This is a genomic window from Thermogymnomonas acidicola (assembly GCF_014646795.1).
GTDB classification, from domain to species: domain Archaea; phylum Thermoplasmatota; class Thermoplasmata; order Thermoplasmatales; family Thermoplasmataceae; genus Thermogymnomonas; species Thermogymnomonas acidicola.
In genome coordinates, this window is the sequence record NZ_BMNY01000001.1 from 320,187 (window position 1) to 338,428 (window position 18,242).

Consider the following 18,242-nt stretch of genomic DNA (forward strand, 5'->3'; position numbering starts at 1 on the left):
TGCCTGGAGCAAACTGTTTAAGTGGGTGGCTGGGCTAACGGCGGTAGCAATGGGCATTGGGACTGGATAGAAAGCCCTGAGAGATACCCCTAAGGGGCTGAGTGCATACGGTTCACGGGTGAAGGTGTGCAGATGGCGCAGGAGGAGGAGTTCAGGGTCCTGTCTGTGAGGTATGAGAAGCGTTCATTCGCTGATCAGGAGATCATAGGATCAATTAACAGAACCTTCAGGGGCAAACTCATGCTTGAGCCCTCAGGCGATGATCTCAGGATCTACCTGAGGGAAATAGACCTGGAAGAGTTTGAGAGGTACGTGGAGAGCGCCGTCAGGGAGTTCAACTACGGTAGAGACAACATCTTTTACAGCGTGCTCGAAAAGATACGATCTGTAAGGAGTTACGGCATTCGGGCAGGGACAAGGATATATGCGGGCTACGACAGGGAAAGGAAGGTGGTGAACAGAAAGGAAAAGGCCAGGAGGAGGCACATTCATTACTACGCAGAGGGCTCCAGCTTCTCAAGGAAGAGCAACGAACTGCCGCCTGAGTACATGGACAGGATAGTATGTGGGGATTCCGAGGAGGTGCTCAGGAACTTCCCGGATAACTCAGTGGACCTGGTCTTCACCTCACCCCCTTACAACTTCGGCCTGGAATACTCCGATACCCAGGACGATGTGGACTGGAACGAATACTTCGATAAGCTCTTCAGGGTTCTATCCGAGTGCATAAGGGTCCTGAAGTACGGCGGGAGGATAGTCATAGATATACAGCCCCTGTTCTCAGACTACATACCGGCCCACCATATAGTATCCAACTTCTTCATGAAAAAGAAGATGATATGGCGCAATGAGATCCTGTGGGAAAAGAACAACTACAACTGCAAGTACACGGCATGGGGGAGCTGGAACAGCCCCTCGAGCCCGTACATGAAGTACACATGGGAGTTCCTTGAGGTCTTCTCCAAAGGGGACATCAGGAAGCCAAGCGAGAACAGGGCATCGGACCTCACAGGAGAGGAGTTCAAGAGATGGGTCTACGCAAGGTGGAGCATAGCGCCAGAGCGCAACATGGATCAGTTCGGGCACCCAGCCATGTTTCCCGAGGAACTGGCCATGAGGGTCATCAGGCTCTTCAGCTTCAGGGGTGACGTGGTGCTTGACCCCTTTAACGGTGCCGGTACCACCACAAAGGTGGCAAAGATGTACGGGAGGCACTACGTTGGCATAGACATTTCCGCAAAATACTGCGAGATCGCGGAGAGGAGGATAAGGGAGATACCGGAGTTGGGTCAGGAAGAGGGTAATTAAACTTCCATAATCCCCCAGGTCACCTATTTCTTGGGCTGTCACAGGCCTGAGGCCACGCATGAGGGGCACTGACGCCACAAAAGGTTGGTGCGCCTGCAGACCAGATCCTGCGGGGCACGTTTCCAGGTGCGTGCTCGTTCAGTACCTCATGAAGAAGGCATTTCCCAAGAATCTGCTGGCCTAAGGCCAGTGGGGCCCCACGGTGGATTGTCGGCTGGCCCATACTCAGGCTGCCCACTTAGATGGCACCCCAAGGGTGACGAGATCACAGGCCTTATGCAGTGAGACCATCTTAAGCGCAAGCCACCGGAGGGATTTGAACCCCCGACCTGCTGATTACAAGTCAGCTGCTCTACCGCCTAAGCTACGGTGGCACGCCGTGCCTAATCCTTAGGACAAAATAAACCTTTCAATGCTTACTGCGCTGGCTGTGTGCCACTTCCAGGCCTCAGGGCAACAGGTGTGGGGCTGCCCTATCCACCTGTCCTCAGGGGCTCGATGGCCGTGATGAGCTTCTCGAGAATCTTGCTCCTCACCGCCGATGGGCTCGGGTTCCTGAACTTGCCCTTCACCAGGATCACATAGGTGTTGAGGGTCGTCTCGTCAACCTCTATTGTGATTGGCTCTAGGGCCTCCTCAAAGTTCTCAAGGGCCTTCCTCACCCTCTCCTTGACCAGCGAGACGTCAAGGTACTTCGGCACCTCGTACCTGACCTGGACCACAGGCTCCTTGGTGATGTTCCTGAAGGCACCCTGGGTCAGCACGTTGTTCGCTATCTTCACCACCTCGCCACCATCCGTTACGAGTGTGGTGTAGTTGATGCTGATGTCCTCAACGGTGCCAACGAAGCCGTTGTTGTAGAGGAAGTCGCTCGAATAGTACTTCGGGGCGATGACACCATAGGCGATGCTGAACTGCCAGGCGTGTATCCACACCCTGTCCCCTATCTTGAAGGGCTTCGTGATTATGATGAGGAGGCCCGCAAACTGGTTCGCGAGCACGCTCTGGGAAGCCAGGCCAATGACGGCGGCCAGGAACGTGCTCCCGAGGATTATGGATGATACGTTTATTCCCAGGGCGGCCAGTATGGCAAGGGCCATGACAAAGTAGCCGATCATCCTCACCACGAAGATCACTGGGTGTACCCTTGTCCTACCCAGGATTCCTGTGAGAGTGGAGTTTAGGTAACTGACCAGTATCCTCACAGAGAGGTACGCCACCAGGGCCACCGCAGCTGCATCTATGAACCTCGAGTACCTGGGCGGGACCCTGTGAAGTATGAACGATAATACGTACACGAGGACGAATATTATGACCAGCAGCACGACGAGCTGCCAGAATGCCCTAAGGTAAGCCCTTCTCCTTGTGCTGTCCATACCACCACCGATCATCCACTGTTGAGGCCCATGGGCCTGGCCCTAAAACCCTCCATCACGGCCATCGCCCTGTTCATGGCCTGCTCCCTCATGTCTCCCCAGAGCCTTATCAAAATCACGTACGTATTCAGTGTTGTCTCATCTATGAGTATTTCAGCCCTGTTCTCCCCATCCTGGATGCCAGCACAGAGTGCGCCTTCCAGAGAGGATCTCAGTTTAACAGGGTCAACGCTCTTCGGTACCTCGTACCTTATTGCCGAGGCCCTGGCCTTCCCCAGGAGGGCTACAGCGCCGTACACCATGTTGCCGTTCGGTATCACGGTCAGAGTCCCGTCAGCGGACTGCAGGTACGTGTAGTTCAGGGATATGTTTACAACCCTTCCCCTGACGCCCTGCGAGTACATGCCGTCTGATGAAAAGTACTTGGGTGCGATCACGGGATACTGGAAGGTCATGTAGTTGCTGCCCGATGTTGCGGTCGAGATGAACACATCGTCTCCCACCCGGAATGGCCTGGCCACCTCAATCATTAGGCCTGTGAGCAAGTTTGACAGCACACTCTGGGTTGCAAGGCCCAGGACAGCGGCCAGGAACGCGCTGCCGAGTATGACCTGGTAGACGTTTATGCCGAAGAGAGACAGGACCGCCGCTGCCATCAGGAAGTAGACCACGCTGTCCAGTATGAATGTGGCGAGGGATGCGCCGCTCCCGCCTATGGCCCTGCCCGCCATGCCACGCACCACGGGCCTGAGGGCCCTGAGAACGACGATAGAAGAGGCCACCACAAGGGCTGCGTCCAGGTAAACTATATACCTTCCCGGGATAACTGTAACGATCCTCGCATAGTAGTAGAGGAATGAGGCGATTACCGCAAGGGCCAGAACGAGGTATGCGATCCTTGTGCCCGGGCTCATCTCACTCCTGCCCCTCCAGCGCTATGAGGAGGCATTGCCCTGATGGTATGCAAGTCACGACCCTCTGTTCCTCGTTCCTGATCATGAAGATGCCCTGGTCAAACCCCACCAGTGTGCCCCTGAAGTACATCTCGGGTGTAAGGCTCTCCTGGTACTGCCCGAGGATCAGTGCACGTACCCTGCGGCCGATGAGGTCGCTGACGTTCATCACCTCTTGAATCCCGCATTGTATAAAAGGCTAGTGAGCTGCCAGGCCGCTCCCTGGCCGAGAGGTGGAGAAGAGAGGGGCTTTCGGTGGTTACCTTAGAAACAGTTCCAGAGAATGCAGGAACTGTATGCAACGCCATATGAGAAATGTAAAATCCCCGGAAAACATGTTAAATGCAGGATGCCCGGCATATCTTCACTTAAGGCAGAACTCGGAGACGCCATCATCACTGATGAGAAGGAGATGATACCTTACATGAGCGATGCCTCTTACTTTCCGGGGCAGATGCCAGAGGCCGTGTGCATACCAAATACCGTGGATCAGGTCTCCAGGATCCTGAGGTTCTGCAACGACAATGACGTGCCGGTTGTCGTGAGGGGAGGCGGAACATCACTGACCGGCGCCTCGATACCGGTTGAGGGGAGCGTCGTCCTCAGCATGGCCAGGTTCGACAGGATACTGGAGATCAGGACCGATGACAAGTACGCGGTTGTCGAGCCTGGCGTGAGGCTAGACAGGCTTAACAGCGAACTCTCCAGGTACGGGCACTTCTACCCGCCGGACCCCGCCAGTTCCATGGCTGCCACCGTTGGCGGTAGCATCTCGACCAACGCGGGTGGCCTCAGGGCAGCGATGTACGGGACTACGAAGAACTGGGTGCTGGGGCTTGAGGTGGTCATACCGAACGGTAAGGTGCTCTGGCTCGGGGGAAAGACACTGAAGAGGACGTCCGGCTATGACCTGACAGCCCTTTTCGTTGGATCAGAGGGGACGCTTGGTGTGATCACGAAGGCTGTCCTCAAGATCTGGCCCCTTCCCGAGGCCAGGGGCAGGATATCCGCTTACTTCGACAGGATAGAGAGCGTTGGTCTCGCAACTGCGGAGCTGAAGAAGAGGGGGAAGGTGCCTATGATAGCGGAGTTCCTTGACCGCATAGCGATGGACTCGCTGGAGCACACCAGGGGTATAAGGTTCCCACAGGACGCAGAATACCTCCTGCTGGTGGACATAGCTTCCACGAGGGAGAGCCTCAAGAGGGAACTTGAGGAGGCAGTGGGGATCATAGGGGAGTTCTCACCGAGCCAGATAAGCTACACCACAGACCGGGAGGAGATGGAGAGGATGTATGCGGCCAGGAAGGGCGCATACTCATCGCTCCTCGAAGAGAGGAAGGACAGTTCAGAGAGGGTCATAATCGGAGACGTTGTGGTCCCGGCCAGCAGGCTGCCGGAGGCGCTCAGGAGGATAAGGGACCTGATAAGGGAGAGGGGCTTCAGGGCCTCCCTCTTCGGGCACATCGGGGACGGGAACATACACATTAACCTCTACGCCGACCCCGGGAAGAGGGAGGTAATGGAGGAAGTGGACAGGTTACAGTTGGAGATCGGGAGGATAGCGGTCAGCCTTGAGGGCTCAGTCTCTGCGGAGCACGGGATAGGGATGGAGAAGATCGGGCTGCTGAGGGAGGAGCTCAGGATGAGGGATTCCGAATACGTCATCGACATCATGAGGGCAATCAAGGCCACCTTCGATCCAAAGGGCATCCTCAACAGGGGGAAGGTGTTTCCTTGAACGTACTTGAGGAACTGGTCAAGGAGAGTGAGAGGTGCATCAGCTGCGGATTCTGTGAGAGCGTGTGCCCGACATACAGGGCATCGGGCTACAGGGCAGCCATGGGTGCCAGGGGCAGGGTGATAATTGCAAGGGAGATGGTGAGGGAGAAGAGGGAGAAGGGTTCTGTATCGCCAGGATACGCTAATTCCTTCTATTCCTGCCTGGACTGCTTCGCCTGCCTTCAGGTCTGCCCAGCAGGTGTGAATGCCGGCAGGGTTAGCGAGCTGGCCAGGGCAGTGCTGGTCGAGGGCGGTGGCAGGGAGAACAGGAAGAGGGTCGGAGACATGGTCGTGAGGCTGACGATGAGGTACAGGAACCCCATAGGCGCAGATTTCAGCGATGAGGGCGAAGGCGATGGCGACACGCTGCTCTACACTGGAAGGATGTACCAGACAATGGGCTACAGTAAGGTGCTCGTGGAGCTCAGGAAAAGGCTCGGCGAGAAGGCCACGGAGAGGAATGCTGGCATAGTGGCACGCATGCCTTTCCTCATCAGGCTCCTGAGGCAGAGGCCTGATGAGGAAGTCGATAGGGAGATGCAGGCCTCCGTGGAGAGCATAAAGTTCCTGCTGAGGGAGGCCGGTGTGAAGTTCAGGTTCCTGGGGTCTAGCGAACCTTACCCCGGCACGTTCCTCTATGACCTGGGCTACTACGGGGAGTTCAGGACGTACGCGAACTCCGTGTGCGATGAGTTCAGGAAGATGGGCATAAGGAGGATAATAGTGACCGACCCGCACACCTACGACCTGCTGTTGAATGCGTACCCGAAGTTCGTGGATCGTTTTGACTTCGAGGTCACATACTACCTAGACCTCCTCAGCGCCCTTGAGTTCGAGCAGGACGAGGAGGTTGTTTTCCACGAGCCCTGCCACTTCGTCCTGCACATGGACTACCGTGGGGCGCACATTGCGCTTTCAAAGGCCGCCAGGGTGAAGCTGCCGCCGAGGAGCGGCAGGAACGTCTTCTGCTGCGGAGGGCCGGACGAGCTCCTCTTTCCGGAGATGGCGGAAAAGGTGTCGGAAGAGAGGTACAGGGAGCTCTCTGAGGCGGGGAACGGCAGGATAATCACAGCATGCCCAATATGCTTCAGCAACCTAAAAAAAAGCGAGAGGGTTGTGGATATATCCGTCTTCCTTAAGGAAAAGTTGAAGGTGAGGGCCACCGTCAGCGGCCCTTGAACTCAGGCTTCCTCTTCTGGAGGAACGCGGAGATGCCCTCCTTCAGGTCCTCGGTACCGTACAGCATGCCCATGGCCATGGCCTCCATTTCAAGGCCGCTGTCATAGGCCACATCGGCGCCCCTGTTGACCAGGCGCTTGGCCGCTGCTGCAGCCACAGGCGAGACCCTGGAGGCTAGCTCGGATGCGAGCTTCACCGTCTCCTCGTCCACACTCTCTGGCGGGAAGACCCTGTAGATCAGGCCGTCCGCCACAAGCTCGCTTGCACCCCTCCTGTCCCCGGTCAGGATGTACTGCATGGCCCTCGATATGCCCACAAGCCTGGCAAGCCTCTGCGAGCCGCTCCAGCCCGGCACGAGGCCAAGCGTGACCTCCGGGAAACCTGCCACTAGGTCCTCTGAGGCGACCCGCAGGTCGCAGGAGAGCGAGAGCTCGAAGCCTCCACCGAGGGTGTAACCCTTCATCTCCGCTATCGTTATCTTTGGGATCTCCTGCAGCAGCTTGTAGACCCTCTCACCCTTCCTCGAGGCCTCCATGAAGTCCACTGGCCCCGAGAAGTACTGGGTCAGCTGCGCTCCTGCGGACGTGTTCTTTCCCTCGCCGGTGATGATGATCGAGACGACCTCCCTGTCGTTCCAGAGCCTGTTCAGTTCCTCCTCCAGTTCCGTCAGTACCTCGTGGTTGATCAGGTTGTTCCTGGTGTTCGATATCATTATCCTGGCCACCCTGCTGGAGGGCCTGTCCACCTTAAGGTACTTCGCAGCTGTCCCAACCCCACCACCTGCTTCAGCTCTCTCCTCTTTCTTCTCCTGAGCTGCCGGCTTTGACTGTATGATCTCCCTCAGCCTGCCCTCCGCTATTGACTTTGCCGGGGCGAACACGTCCACACCGAACGTCTCGTGCAGCTTCTGGAGCTTGGCCCTTATCTCTGCGTTCGTTAGGCTTGAGGCAACCGAAATTGGGCCGAATGGCCTGTTCATGCCCAGCTTCACTCCAGCCTCTATGTCTTCCGGAGAGGATATGGCGTCCTCTATGAGCTTGACCGCCTCGTTCACCTCGAGGGCAAGCACGTCGAGGAGGTCAATGTTCTCTGCTGGCTTTGCCTTTGGTACCTGGGCCCTGTGGTCCTTCCACTCGTAGAACCCCCTGCCTGTCTTGGCACCCAGCATGCCCTTCTCCACCATACTGTGGAAGAGCCTGCACTTGCCATAGTCAGGGCTCAGTGTCCTGGCGTAGTAGTCAAGGGAGTGGACGACAGTGTCTATGCCGACGTAGTCCATGAGCTCGTACGGCCCCATGGGGAGCCCCTGCCCCCTGGCAAACGCATCAACCTCCTCCGGCTTGGCCATGCCCTTCTCCAGGAGGAGGCAGAAGAACAGTGACTCCGGCGCATTCACCCTGTTGACCACGAAGCCAGGCGTGTCCTTCATGACCCTTATGGGCGTTTTCCCTATCTTCTCCACTATCCTGTACGCATTCTCAAAGGCCTCGTCCGATGTCTTCTCCCCCTTTATGACCTCAACCAGCTTGAGCACCACGGGCGGGTTGAAGAAGTGCATGCCCACCACCCTCTCCGGGTGCCTGAGGCCCTCGGCTATGGACGTTATCCTGATGTTGGAGGTGTTCGATGCAAGTATGACGCTGCTTCCCGTGAGCTCGTCCAGCTGGGAGAAGACCTTCTTCTTCAGTTCCTCTATTTCCGGTACGGCCTCTATGACGATGGACGCCCCCTCCACCGCTTCCCTCACCGTGCCCACGAAGGATATCCTTGAGAAAACCTGCTCCGCAGCCTCCTGTGTGATCTTTGAGGACTTCACAAGGCGCGAGAGGCTGTCCCTTATGGAGACCTTGGCCTTCTCCAGGGCCTCAGGGTAGGCATCAGTCAAGCCGACATGGTAGCCTGCCAGGGCGAATACCTCCGCTATGCCGTGCCCCATGGTGCCGGCGCCTATCACCGCAGCCTTCTCAGGCATGTACATTCACTTCCTGTACTTCCCGACTATGCTCGTCAGCTTCTGGGCAGAGAATATATCGCCTGACACCCTGAGCTTGCCCTGCATGAACGCCGCAACCGCATCCACCTTGCCGTTGAAAAGGTCTGTCAGGAGTGCATCCGTAGCTGAAATTGTAGCGCTTGGGGACTGTGCCTCTCCGTCGTTGAGGGAGACCTTACCGTTCTCGATCTTGACATAGAAGGGCGAGGCATCGGACACCTTGAACTGGAACGTCTTGTTGAAGCCCGAGAGCTCCTTCTCACCGATACCGCTGCTGTTCACCTTCTCCACTATGCTGGCAAGAACGTCTCTGGAACCCATGCATGGAGATACAAATAAGGTTATATCAAATTTTATCTAAATTGTAATTTAGATAATCATGAGACCGCAACGGGCGCAACCGGTGAGGCTGTGCCACCCCTTATGGGCAGGGGTGAGCAGAGGAACAGGAACTCATAGACCCTGTCCCTTGAGACCTCGTCTAGCTTCATGTTGTCTATCATCCTTATGCCGCTCTTCGCGATGAGGTACTGGTGCACAGGGAGCCTGGCCCCCTCGATCTCCGCAGGCTCCACCTCCGTCGACGGCACGTCCGCACCAACGACAGAGACATGGAGGGACGCAAGGTACTTGGCCAGCTCGTACCCGACGCCCGGCGATGATTCGTAGTATGTGTTGTATTCAGAGGGGTTCTCCCAGAGCCTGGAGATCCCAGTGTGGAAGAAGACCGCGTCTCCCGCCTCTATGCTCAGGGAGTGGTCCCTCAGGAACCTCTTCGCCTCGTCCACAGTGATTGCGTGGCCTTTCTCCAGAATGTCCACGCCAAGGGCCGATGCGACATCCACCATGATGCCCCTGGTGACGATGGGCGGCGTTTTGTCTATTCCAAGGCGTGTGGTGCCCTGTGTGCCGGTGACGTCGAAGGCATCTATGCCGTTGTAATATCTGTTGCCAACCGCTATGTGGTTCAGTGCGTCTATGTGAGTCCCCGCGTGGTCGCTCATCTCGAGCCTCCCGAGAGCGCCACCGAACCTGTTCACCGCCGGTTTCCTGAAAGGCGGTCTGTGGTCGTAGACCCTCTGGGAAATGAGGTAAAAGAAAGGTCCATGGAACTGTGTCCTTCCGGGCATGCCGTTGTATATCTCATGTGCTAGCCTGTAGACCCTGCCCCTCTTCGGGATCGAGAGGGCCCGCAGGACCTTCCTCTGGTCCACGAGGTTCAGGGTGCCCATCTCGTCGCTCGCGCCGAACTCTGAGGGGAACCAGCCGTCCCCTTCGTACCACTCAGGCATGTGGTATTAAAGTGGAATGGGGAATAAAAAAGTGTTTTTTTCTGTTTCCGCCCTTATGCGTTCTCGTAGGCTTCCTTCACGTACTGGGCAAACTGGTCGTCCGGCAGGGCACCGACGAACTGGACCTCGTCATTTATCACGACGTGCGGCACGCTCGATACCCCTACCTCCTCGGCCTCACTCTCGAACTCCAGCGATTCGATCATCTCGCCGGTTATGTTCTTATTGAGTATGGCGAACTTGTGCGCTGTTCCCACTGCCCTCGGGCAGTACGGGCATGTGGGTGTCACGTACACCTTTATCTTTATGGGCTTGTCAATCTTCGATATCACTTCCAGTGCCTTTGACGAGACTGGCGCCTCGCCCCTGGACACGTTCTTTATGTCCTCCACCAGAGACCCGAACTCATAGCCAGAGGGCAGGCCGTAGTACTTTATCCTCCCGTCCTTCTCTCCGCTCTTTGCCACCACCACAGCAGGGTACTTCGTGACCCCGTACTCCTCCCTCGCCTTCTCATCGCTGAAGTCATAGACTATAAGGTTGATCTTGCTGTTTATGGATGCGAGCTCCTTTCCGATCTCAACGGTCTGCTCGCAGTACTTGCAGTCCTCGGAGTCGCTCTTGAAAATGACCAGGTCAACCTTGTCCTTCAGGTACTTCTCAAACTCCTCTGACAGGTACTTCCTGTCCTCATCCCTAATCAGAGCCATGTGTGAAGCATTTCATTTCAGTATAAAAAACTTGTTAATCATAATTGTTGATTTATGTTTAGGAATATCCCTCAGTATGAAAGTATTTCTTGGATGTACGTGTACCCTGTGGTATGACGCGCAGGCTCTTCTGGGAAGACCCGTACATGAAGGAGTTCAATGCACATGTCCTCTCTGTTTCAGAAGATGGAGTGGTGCTTGACGCCACCGCCTTTTACCCCACTGGTGGGGGGCAGCCCAACGACACCGGCAACCTCTCCTTCAACGGCACCACTGTGAGGGTTGTGGACGTTGTGAAACAGGGCGATGACATCTTGCACCTGCTGGATGGGCCTGCACAGTTCAGTGCTGGTGCGGCTGTGCACGGAACGATAGACTGGGAGAGGAGGTACGCCCACATGCGCTACCACACTGCCATACACATAATAGATGGCATAGTGGCAACAAGGCATTCATCGCAGGGCATGCTCACAGGTAGCCAGATATACCAGGACAGGGCCAGATTTGACATCGATGTTGAGGACTTCACCAGGGAGTTCGTGGAGAGTGTTGTGCAGGAGGCTAACCAGGTAACGCACGAGGACCACAGGGTTTACCAGAGGCTGATCAGCAGGGAGGAGGCCCTGAGGATGCCTGGCCTGGCGAGAACTGAGCCCGGGAAGGAGCTGCTCAACAGCCTGGAGACCGTGAGGACAATAGTGATTGAGGGCCTGGATGAGCAGGCAGACGGTGGCACGCACGTCTCGAACACCAGGGAGGTCGGGACTATCAGGGTGACGAAGATACAGAGCAAGGGCAAGAGGAACAAGAGGGTGGAGTTCGTGCTTGAGTGAACTGTACATTTCTGGACAACTGTTTTTACCCACCTACTCCTTCCATTGCCGTGGCTCACCGTTTTGAGGGTAAGAAGGCCATTGTGACCGGTGGCTCTCGTGGAATAGGTAGGGCCATTGCAATAGGCCTGGCCCGTGAAGGTGCCGATGTATGCATCGGTTATTCTTCCTCAGAGAAGGAGGCGGCTGAAGTTGTGAGAGAGGTGCAGGGGCTCGGAAGGAAGGGTTACATGGTTCGTGTGGACCAGGCCAACCTGGATGAGGCTGTCCCCTTTGCTGAGAGGTGTATCTCACTCCTGGGCGGTGTGGACGTGCTTGTAAACAACGCCGGCATCTGTCCATTCAAGCCATTCTTCGAGATAGACAAGGACCTCCTGGTGAAGGTCATGAACGTCAACTTCCTGAGCCACTTCCTCATTACACAGGTTGTCGCGAGGCACATGGTATCGCACGGGGTGAGGGGCAGGATACTCATGATAAGCTCCATAAGTGCCCACGTTGGGGGGCTGCTTCAGACACACTACACCCCAACTAAGTCTGCACTGAACGGGCTGGTGCACTCCCTGGCCATAGCACTGGGTCCCCACGGCATACTGGTGAACTCCCTGGAACCAGGTACCATAGTGACTGACATAAACAGGGAAGACCTGAGCGACCAGGAGAAGAGGAGGTACATGGAGAAGAGGACTGTGCTTGGGAGGCTCGGGGACCCGGAGGACATGGTGGGCCCAGCACTCTTCCTACTTTCTGACGAGAATACCTACACCACGGGCACCTCCCTGCTCTCCGACGGTGGCATGCTCGTGAACCTCCAGTAGGTCAGTCCATATGGAAGACCTCATCGTAGTTGCCCGGAAAGTCATCTCGCCTCACTATGATGTCCCCCATGTGCTCCTGCCACCTCCTGTTCACACTGCTGCGGGAGAGGTATTCAAGAGTACTCTGAAGGTCATCGCACTCCCAGTACCCGAATACCTCGTTGCCACGCATGAAGATGGAGTAGTTCCTCACACCTGCCCTGGAAAGTTCCCCTATGAGCTCGGGCCAGACAGCCCTGTGCCTCTCCCTGTACTCTCCCTCGGAACCCTCACGCACCCATATCCTGAAGAAGAAACGCATGGAACCTGGATCGCGAGGTGCTATAGAACCAAGCACCCAGAAGGATACGTACGGTATTCGTGCCACTGTACGGCAGGGTATTATCCCCATCTTGTCATGTCATGGTGGTGCTGGAATGGTTGACCTGCAGTCCGTCATGAGGCAGAGGGAGGCCGTGAGGAACGTGATGTTCTCCTACCTGATGGAACAGATGGTGCCCTTTCCCTTCAACAGGGAGCAGATGAGCTCCTGGGCCTCAGACATTCCGAGGGGAGGGGAGTGCATCATCTACACCTCTTACATGTACCAGATGGCCGGCCTCTTCAGGAAATACGAGGAGATGCTGCCCAGGTTCGTGCAGCTTGGGGCACGCAGGTACATGGTCTCGCTCAGCAGGTTTTTCTTCAGGCCAGAGAAGGAGGACGTGGACAGGGCCTTCCGGATACTGAGGAACATCTCAGGGGCGCTGAGGGCATCAGGTGTGCAGTTCGGGTACCTCTATGAGGAGGAGCCATACAGTGGTGGCCTCCTCCTTGAGCTTGGGATGCTGGACGAGTTCAGGGAGTACGGTATGAAGCTGGCCTCCTTCTTCCACTCCAGGGGTGTGAAGAGGATAATAACCGTTGATCCGCACACGGCCAATGCCCTGAACAGGCTGAGGTCGCTCGTCGGCCTCGAGGCAGAGGTAATTCCCTATCTGAAACTCATTAAGCCCCGCATCTCCGGAAGGTTTGCCATCCATGATTCATGCCTGTATTCCAGGCACCTGGGTATGAGGGAAGATATAAGGGCAATGATGAGGACCGCAGGAGCGGAGGTCGTTGAGGACCAGATCGTGACCTCCCGCTCGGGAGCGGTCTGCTGTGGTGCACCCCTGGGGCCACTGAGCACAGACCTCTCGGACAGCATAGCCAGGCACAGGGCAGAGTCCCTGGGCCGCCTGGGCACGCAGGTTATCTCCTTCTGCCCGTTCTGCGAGGGCAGCCTGCAGAGGAACGGCCTCCAGACAAGGGACTTCGCTGAGGTGATATGATGGGGCAGTGGGATGTGGCCATTGAGAGGGCGCTCCAGAACAATATACCAAGGGTGGAGCAGATACTGAGCGAGAACCCGTACATACTGGACCTGGCAAGGGAGATCAGGGAAACGAAGCTCGCGGTACTGGAGCACCTGGATGATTACGTGCAGAAGACTATCAGGGCTGTGGAGAGGACTGGCGGGAGGGCCTACCTGGCCAGGGACGCTGAAGAGGCCAGGAAGATCGTTGACGATATAATAGGAGAAAGGAAGAGGGTCGTGTTTTCGAAGAGCAACGTCGCCTACGAGGTCGGACTCCGGGAGCACCTTGTCTCTAGGGGGCTGGATGCCTGGGAGACCGACCTGGGAGAGTACCTTATACAGCTCACTGGCGAGCCGCCGGCACACATAGTCTTCCCCGCGCTCCACATGCCCAAGGAGGCGGTGGGAGATCTGCTGAACAGGTTCCTCAACGGAGCTGTGAACTCTGGTTCCACGCACGAGGAGATGGTGGCGGCCGTCCGCAGCTTCCTTATGGAGAAGTACATGAAGGCGCAGGTCGGCATCACAGGCGCCAACGCGGTTGCGGCCGATACCGGGTCGGTGGCGCTACTCGAGAACGAGGGCAACATAAGGATGGATACTGTTGTGCCCGAGGTGCACATAGCCATCACGGGAATAGACAAGATCGTGCCCACGCTGCACGATGCAATGAAGGAGCTGATAGTGCAGGCGGCGTACGGTGGCCTGTACCCGCCCAGTTACATAAACATAAGCTCCGGGCCAAGTTCAACTGCGGACATAGAGCTCAAGAGGGTCTCGCCTGCCACAGGGCCCAGGGAGTTCCATGTGATACTGCTGGACAACGGGAGGAGCATGGCAAACAGGGACCCGGGACTGAGGGAGGCCCTCCTGTGCATAAAGTGCGGGAGGTGCTACTTCTCCTGCCCAGTCTACAGGGTGATGGGTGCATCCTGGGGAGACCCGCCTTACGGCGGCCCCATGGGCGCGATGTGGTCCGCCATTATTAAAGGTGACTACAGGCAGGCAAACCTCTGCACACACTCCGGGGGCTGCAGGGATGTCTGCCCTGTTGGGATAGACATACCGAGGGTGCTGGAATACATAAAGTGGAGGAGTGTTTCGCATGAATAGGTCTCTCGTATGGACAGACATAGGGAAGATGGAGGTGCGGGGACTTGAGACCCCGCCCCTCCGTGATGGCTGGGTCCGGGTGCGCTCGGAGTTCTGCGGTATCTGCGGTTCTGAACTATCGGCGTTCCTAGGACAGAACGAGCTGAGGAGGCCGCCGTCCGTGATGGGCCATGAGTTCGCGGGCGAGGTGGTTGAGGTCTCTGGCAGTGTGGACAGGTCACTCGTAGGACAGAAGGTGGCTGTGAACCCCCTCGTATCCTGCGGGAAGTGCAGGTACTGCCGCTCTGGCCTGAGGAACCTGTGCATTGAGAGGGAGATAATAGGGGTGAACTACCCGGGTGGCTTCGCGGAGACCGTCGATGTGCCTGCCTATTCCGTCTACAGGGTCAGGGACACTCTGAACGGCTCCTTCAGCGAACCCCTGGCAACAGCCCTCAGGGCCGTGAGGAAGAGCGGGATCGAGCCTGGGGACCGAGTTCTCATAATAGGGGCCGGTACAATAGGCCTCTTCGCTCTCGAGCTGGCCAGGAAGGCCGGCGCTGACATTGTTGCTGTGGTGGAGAAGAACGCAAAGAGGGCCATGATAGCCAGGGAATGGGGCGCAGACCTCTCACTGCCGCCAGAGGCCCTCCAGGACAGGGACTTCGACGTGGCCATAGACGCCGTTGGCTTCTCCTCAACGAGGAGGATGGCCGTAGAGAGGGTCAGGAGGGGTGGCACCGTCGTGTTCCTGGGCCTCCATGAGCCAAAGGCGGAGGTGAACGGCAACTCCATCGTCAGGGACGAGGTCAGCATCTCCGGCTCCTTCTGCTACTCTGACGAAGACTTTAGTAGGGCAGTTGATATGATCAACCGTGGCACGGTCCTCAGGGAAAGTTCCTGGTACAGGGTAGAGGCCCTTGAGAACGGCCAGGATGCATTCAGGAGAATGCTTGCCGAAGACGCAGATGTCTCCAAGACCGTGCTGAGAGTGGAGGGATAGGCTTGAAACTTGGTACAGTGAGAGTGAAGGGGAAGAGTGAAGCCGTCATTGTGAAGGGGGGAGAGCTATACAGCATCAGCGATGCCGCCAGGGACCTGGGCATCAAAGGACACATACGCTCAGTGAAGGACGTTGTGCAGCTAGACGGCAGGCTTAGGGAAGTCATCATCGAGCACAGCGAAGGCTTCAGGATCGATGGTAGCCCGGCCATGCAGGCCCCGGTCCAGGGCCCTGACAAGGTGATACTGGCAGCGATAAACTACAAGACGCACGCAAACGAGCAGTCCTTCAAAGGCATGGAAGACCCGTTCTTCTTCACAAAGTTCCCCAGCTGCATATCCGGCCCGGAAGACCCCATAGTGATACCGAGATCGTCCAGCATGGTGGACTACGAGATAGAATTGGCCCTTGTGATAGGGAAGAGGAGCAAGTACGTGAGCGAGAGGGAGGCCATGGACAGCGTGTTCGGCTACATGGTGCTCAACGATGTGAGTTTCAGGGACTACCAGCTAGGGAAGGACCTTAAGAGCCCGCCCCCACTGGGCCACAACTGGGTGATGGGCAAGGCCATGGACATGGCTGCACCCACCGGCCCTGTCCTGGTGACCTCGGACGAAATAGGCGACCCCTATTCGCTGCAGATGGAGCTCAGGGTCAACGGGAAGACCAGGCAGAAGGCTTCCACCGGGGAGATGGTCTTCAAGATAGACAGGATGGTCTCTTACCTGTCTCAGGGGATAACGCTCCTGCCCGGCGACATAATCTCTACAGGGACGCCGGCCGGGGTCGCCGCCTTCACTGACAGGAACTTCCTCAGGGCAGGCGATGTGGTGGAGGCAGAGATATCGAAGATAGGAAGACTGCGCAACCCGGTCAGGAACGAGTGAGGGAATCTGCCGCCTTAACCAGGCGGTACCCCTCAGACCTGGCCCTTTCCACCGTAGCGCGGTCAGGAACCACTGTGGGCTCCCTGAAACCCGCCCTTTCTATTATGCCGGCACCTGCCATGGCCTCCCTCACCAGGTATGGAAAGGAATCGAAGTGCTGGAGCAGCAGGCTGTGATAGACTGAAAGGACGGAGAGCACTTCCCTGGCATCCCTGTCCCTGCCAGAGAGGTGGAGGTCAAGGGCCCTCATGAGGAACGGTGCAGACAGTGGGTCGGGCATGCAGCCATGGAAACCCATAGCCAGCTCTTCGATGAATGAGGAGCCGAACCTGCCTGAGAGGAGAGGCACCCGGCTGGATAGGAGGTCTGCGATCCTCCTCTCCTCCCCCAGGGATGCCTCCACCTTCAGTGCACAGATTCGGCCAGTCCGCAGCATGCCTTCAAGAGTGCTCCCCTGTGGCACTGAACCGTAGACCTGGAGGATGAAGGGCGCGCCTGAGCGCTCAATGATTTTCATGGATATATCATAGACTCTCTCTTCCTCGCTGCGAAGCGGGGACTGCACGGGCGAGTTCACTACGTAACCTGATACCTTATACCCTGCCAGAGCCCCCATGATCCTGAGGGAGGAGTTGTACGAGGATGCGGATACGTTAACGTAAATTGAAAAGCTGGTGCCGAAGGTGCGTGCAATATGCCTTGCCGTGAGGACGCGTTCGTGGTCCGCCAGCTTGTAGTACTCACCTCCGATCATGTGGATGGCAGCATTCCCCACACCGTTCTCGCGGAGCCAGGAGAAAATCCCACCGTAACAGTCGCAGGCCACCTCACCGTCCTCGGAGAAGAGTGTTGGTATGGCGGGTATTACCCTGTCCATGGCTGCACATCGGTTGTAGATAAAAGTTCTGCGTACAGAAAGGTATGGATAGGGTAGTATATGCCGGTGAAAAGATATTTAACAAAAACATGTGTACATGTGAGGATATGAGATTCAATATTCCACAGGACGAGGGGTTCGCAATCATCAACTTCACCATCACGCACGAGGACTGCTGGACAAACCTCATAGCGTCATACAAGGCACAGATCACAACTCTCTACACGAGATCAGATCCTGAGAAGGACAACATATACGGCATCATACAGCTGCGGCTGAGAAACTCGTCCGACCTGAGGCCCCTGCTAAGGTCGATAAGGAAGAGCGACACACTTTACGATGTCATCTCAGTCTCGAGGGTGACCGACGAGATCTTCAAGCTGAACATAAGCGAGAGGTTCCACGGCATGGTATCCGGCATACTGAACTCTTATCCAGTTATTATGAGGACGGACCTGGTTGAGGGGGGCCTTGAGAACATATCCATAGTGGTAGAGAAAAATTTCGTCAGTGACATAAGGAGCAGGCTGGAAAGGCTGGGAGAGGTGAAGAGGTTCGTCTCCAGGGAGATCGACCCCAGGTCCATGGTTGGAGTTGCCATGGTGCTCACGCCCCAGGAGAGGGAGGTCGTCATGAAGGCGCTGGACAGCGGGTACTACGACATACCCAAGAGGGCACACCTCGAGGACCTGACCAGGGTAACTGGCCTGTCCAAGGCGACGGTTGAGGAATACCTGAGAAAGGCGGAGCGCAAGATCATGATGAAGGTCCGGGACACACTGAAGTGTTCCTAACATTTA

The 18,242-nt window shown here is 56.7% G+C and carries 19 protein-coding genes and 1 tRNA gene; 10 read left to right on the forward strand and 10 right to left on the reverse strand.

What is annotated here, in order from left to right:
- The first annotated feature begins 132 nt into the window (after nt 1–132).
- Nucleotides 133–1,308 carry a DNA-methyltransferase gene (locus IEW66_RS01635; protein ID WP_188679751.1) on the forward strand — a complete coding sequence of 392 codons (1,176 nt, stop codon included), beginning with the start codon at nt 133–135 and terminating at the stop codon, nt 1,306–1,308.
- A 301-nt stretch (nt 1,309–1,609) separates the two neighbouring features.
- Here IEW66_RS01635 and IEW66_RS01640 read toward each other — a convergent pair.
- From IEW66_RS01640 to IEW66_RS01655, 4 genes are all read right to left on the reverse strand, one after another.
- Nucleotides 1,610–1,682: transfer RNA gene (locus IEW66_RS01640), tRNA-Thr, on the reverse strand.
- A gap of 99 nt (nt 1,683–1,781) precedes the next feature.
- The gene (locus IEW66_RS01645) at nt 1,782–2,684 is read right to left on the reverse strand and encodes a mechanosensitive ion channel family protein (protein WP_188679753.1); all 903 of its coding nucleotides are present in this window, start codon (nt 2,682–2,684) and stop codon (nt 1,782–1,784) included.
- An 11-nt stretch (nt 2,685–2,695) separates the two neighbouring features.
- Nucleotides 2,696–3,598, reverse strand: coding sequence for a mechanosensitive ion channel family protein (locus IEW66_RS01650; protein WP_188679755.1), 903 nt, complete (start codon nt 3,596–3,598; stop codon nt 2,696–2,698).
- A 1-nt stretch (nt 3,599) separates the two neighbouring features.
- On the reverse strand, nt 3,600–3,806 hold the full coding sequence (locus IEW66_RS01655) for a hypothetical protein (RefSeq protein WP_188679757.1): 207 nt from the start codon (nt 3,804–3,806) through the stop codon (nt 3,600–3,602).
- A gap of 180 nt (nt 3,807–3,986) precedes the next feature.
- Between IEW66_RS01655 and IEW66_RS01660 the strand changes: the two genes are divergently transcribed.
- Complete coding sequence (locus tag IEW66_RS01660) at nt 3,987–5,378, forward strand: FAD-binding oxidoreductase (RefSeq protein ID WP_188679758.1); 1,392 nt, start codon at nt 3,987–3,989, stop codon at nt 5,376–5,378.
- Nucleotides 5,375–6,598 (forward strand): (Fe-S)-binding protein, encoded by a 1,224-nt coding sequence (locus IEW66_RS01665; RefSeq protein ID WP_188679759.1) that lies wholly within the window; start codon nt 5,375–5,377, stop codon nt 6,596–6,598. Before IEW66_RS01660 ends, IEW66_RS01665 begins: the two co-directional genes overlap by 4 nt.
- On the opposite strand, the gene IEW66_RS01670 is transcribed toward IEW66_RS01665, so the two are convergent.
- The 4 genes from IEW66_RS01670 to pdo are packed head-to-tail and all read right to left on the reverse strand — an operon-like array spanning nt 6,585 to nt 10,593.
- Nucleotides 6,585–8,570 carry a 3-hydroxyacyl-CoA dehydrogenase/enoyl-CoA hydratase family protein gene (locus IEW66_RS01670; RefSeq protein WP_229657426.1) on the reverse strand — a complete coding sequence of 662 codons (1,986 nt, stop codon included), beginning with the start codon at nt 8,568–8,570 and terminating at the stop codon, nt 6,585–6,587. The genes IEW66_RS01665 and IEW66_RS01670 overlap by 14 nt on opposite strands.
- A gap of 6 nt (nt 8,571–8,576) precedes the next feature.
- Nucleotides 8,577–8,912 (reverse strand): SCP2 sterol-binding domain-containing protein, encoded by a 336-nt coding sequence (locus tag IEW66_RS01675; protein WP_188679761.1) that lies wholly within the window; start codon nt 8,910–8,912, stop codon nt 8,577–8,579.
- Nucleotides 8,913–8,968: 56 nt separating this feature from the next.
- Nucleotides 8,969–9,883, reverse strand: coding sequence for a cyclase family protein (locus IEW66_RS01680; protein WP_188679762.1), 915 nt, complete (start codon nt 9,881–9,883; stop codon nt 8,969–8,971).
- A 53-nt stretch (nt 9,884–9,936) separates the two neighbouring features.
- Nucleotides 9,937–10,593, reverse strand: a complete 657-nt coding sequence (gene pdo, locus IEW66_RS01685; RefSeq protein WP_188679764.1) for a protein disulfide oxidoreductase — start codon at nt 10,591–10,593, stop codon at nt 9,937–9,939.
- 113 nt (nt 10,594–10,706) lie between these two features.
- Between pdo and IEW66_RS01690 the strand changes: the two genes are divergently transcribed.
- Together IEW66_RS01690 and IEW66_RS01695 are read left to right on the forward strand one after the other, a co-directional pair.
- The gene (locus tag IEW66_RS01690) at nt 10,707–11,426 is read left to right on the forward strand and encodes an alanyl-tRNA editing protein (RefSeq protein ID WP_188679766.1); all 720 of its coding nucleotides are present in this window, start codon (nt 10,707–10,709) and stop codon (nt 11,424–11,426) included.
- Between the two features lie 50 nt (nt 11,427–11,476).
- Nucleotides 11,477–12,244, forward strand: a complete 768-nt coding sequence (locus IEW66_RS01695) for an SDR family NAD(P)-dependent oxidoreductase (protein ID WP_229657427.1) — start codon at nt 11,477–11,479, stop codon at nt 12,242–12,244.
- Between the two features lies 1 nt (nt 12,245).
- Here IEW66_RS01695 and IEW66_RS01700 read toward each other — a convergent pair whose 3' ends face one another.
- Nucleotides 12,246–12,545 carry an L-rhamnose mutarotase gene (locus IEW66_RS01700; RefSeq protein WP_188679768.1) on the reverse strand — a complete coding sequence of 100 codons (300 nt, stop codon included), beginning with the start codon at nt 12,543–12,545 and terminating at the stop codon, nt 12,246–12,248.
- Between the two features lie 115 nt (nt 12,546–12,660).
- Between IEW66_RS01700 and IEW66_RS01705 the strand changes: the two genes are divergently transcribed.
- Genes IEW66_RS01705 through IEW66_RS01720 form a run of 4 tightly spaced genes read left to right on the forward strand, consistent with a single transcriptional unit; the run spans nt 12,661 to nt 16,565 of the window.
- Nucleotides 12,661–13,557, forward strand: a complete 897-nt coding sequence (locus IEW66_RS01705) for a (Fe-S)-binding protein (protein WP_188679770.1) — start codon at nt 12,661–12,663, stop codon at nt 13,555–13,557.
- Nucleotides 13,557–14,696, forward strand: a complete 1,140-nt coding sequence (locus tag IEW66_RS01710; RefSeq protein WP_188681152.1) for an LUD domain-containing protein — start codon at nt 13,557–13,559, stop codon at nt 14,694–14,696. Before IEW66_RS01705 ends, IEW66_RS01710 begins: the two co-directional genes overlap by 1 nt.
- Nucleotides 14,689–15,678 carry an alcohol dehydrogenase catalytic domain-containing protein gene (locus IEW66_RS01715; protein WP_229657429.1) on the forward strand — a complete coding sequence of 330 codons (990 nt, stop codon included), beginning with the start codon at nt 14,689–14,691 and terminating at the stop codon, nt 15,676–15,678. The genes IEW66_RS01710 and IEW66_RS01715 overlap by 8 nt, the downstream gene beginning before the upstream one ends.
- Nucleotides 15,679–15,680: 2 nt before the next feature.
- Nucleotides 15,681–16,565 carry a fumarylacetoacetate hydrolase family protein gene (locus IEW66_RS01720; protein WP_188679772.1) on the forward strand — a complete coding sequence of 295 codons (885 nt, stop codon included), beginning with the start codon at nt 15,681–15,683 and terminating at the stop codon, nt 16,563–16,565.
- Here the strand turns inward: IEW66_RS01720 and IEW66_RS01725 are convergent.
- The gene (locus IEW66_RS01725; RefSeq protein WP_188679773.1) at nt 16,552–17,442 is read right to left on the reverse strand and encodes a dihydrodipicolinate synthase family protein; all 891 of its coding nucleotides are present in this window, start codon (nt 17,440–17,442) and stop codon (nt 16,552–16,554) included. The genes IEW66_RS01720 and IEW66_RS01725 overlap by 14 nt on opposite strands.
- 107 nt (nt 17,443–17,549) lie before the next feature.
- Here IEW66_RS01725 and IEW66_RS01730 point away from each other — a divergent pair, with 107 nt between their 5' ends.
- Nucleotides 17,550–18,236: a helix-turn-helix domain-containing protein gene (locus IEW66_RS01730; protein ID WP_188679774.1), complete on the forward strand. Its 687-nt coding sequence runs from the start codon at nt 17,550–17,552 to the stop codon at nt 18,234–18,236.
- The last annotated feature ends 6 nt before the right edge of the window (nt 18,237–18,242 follow it).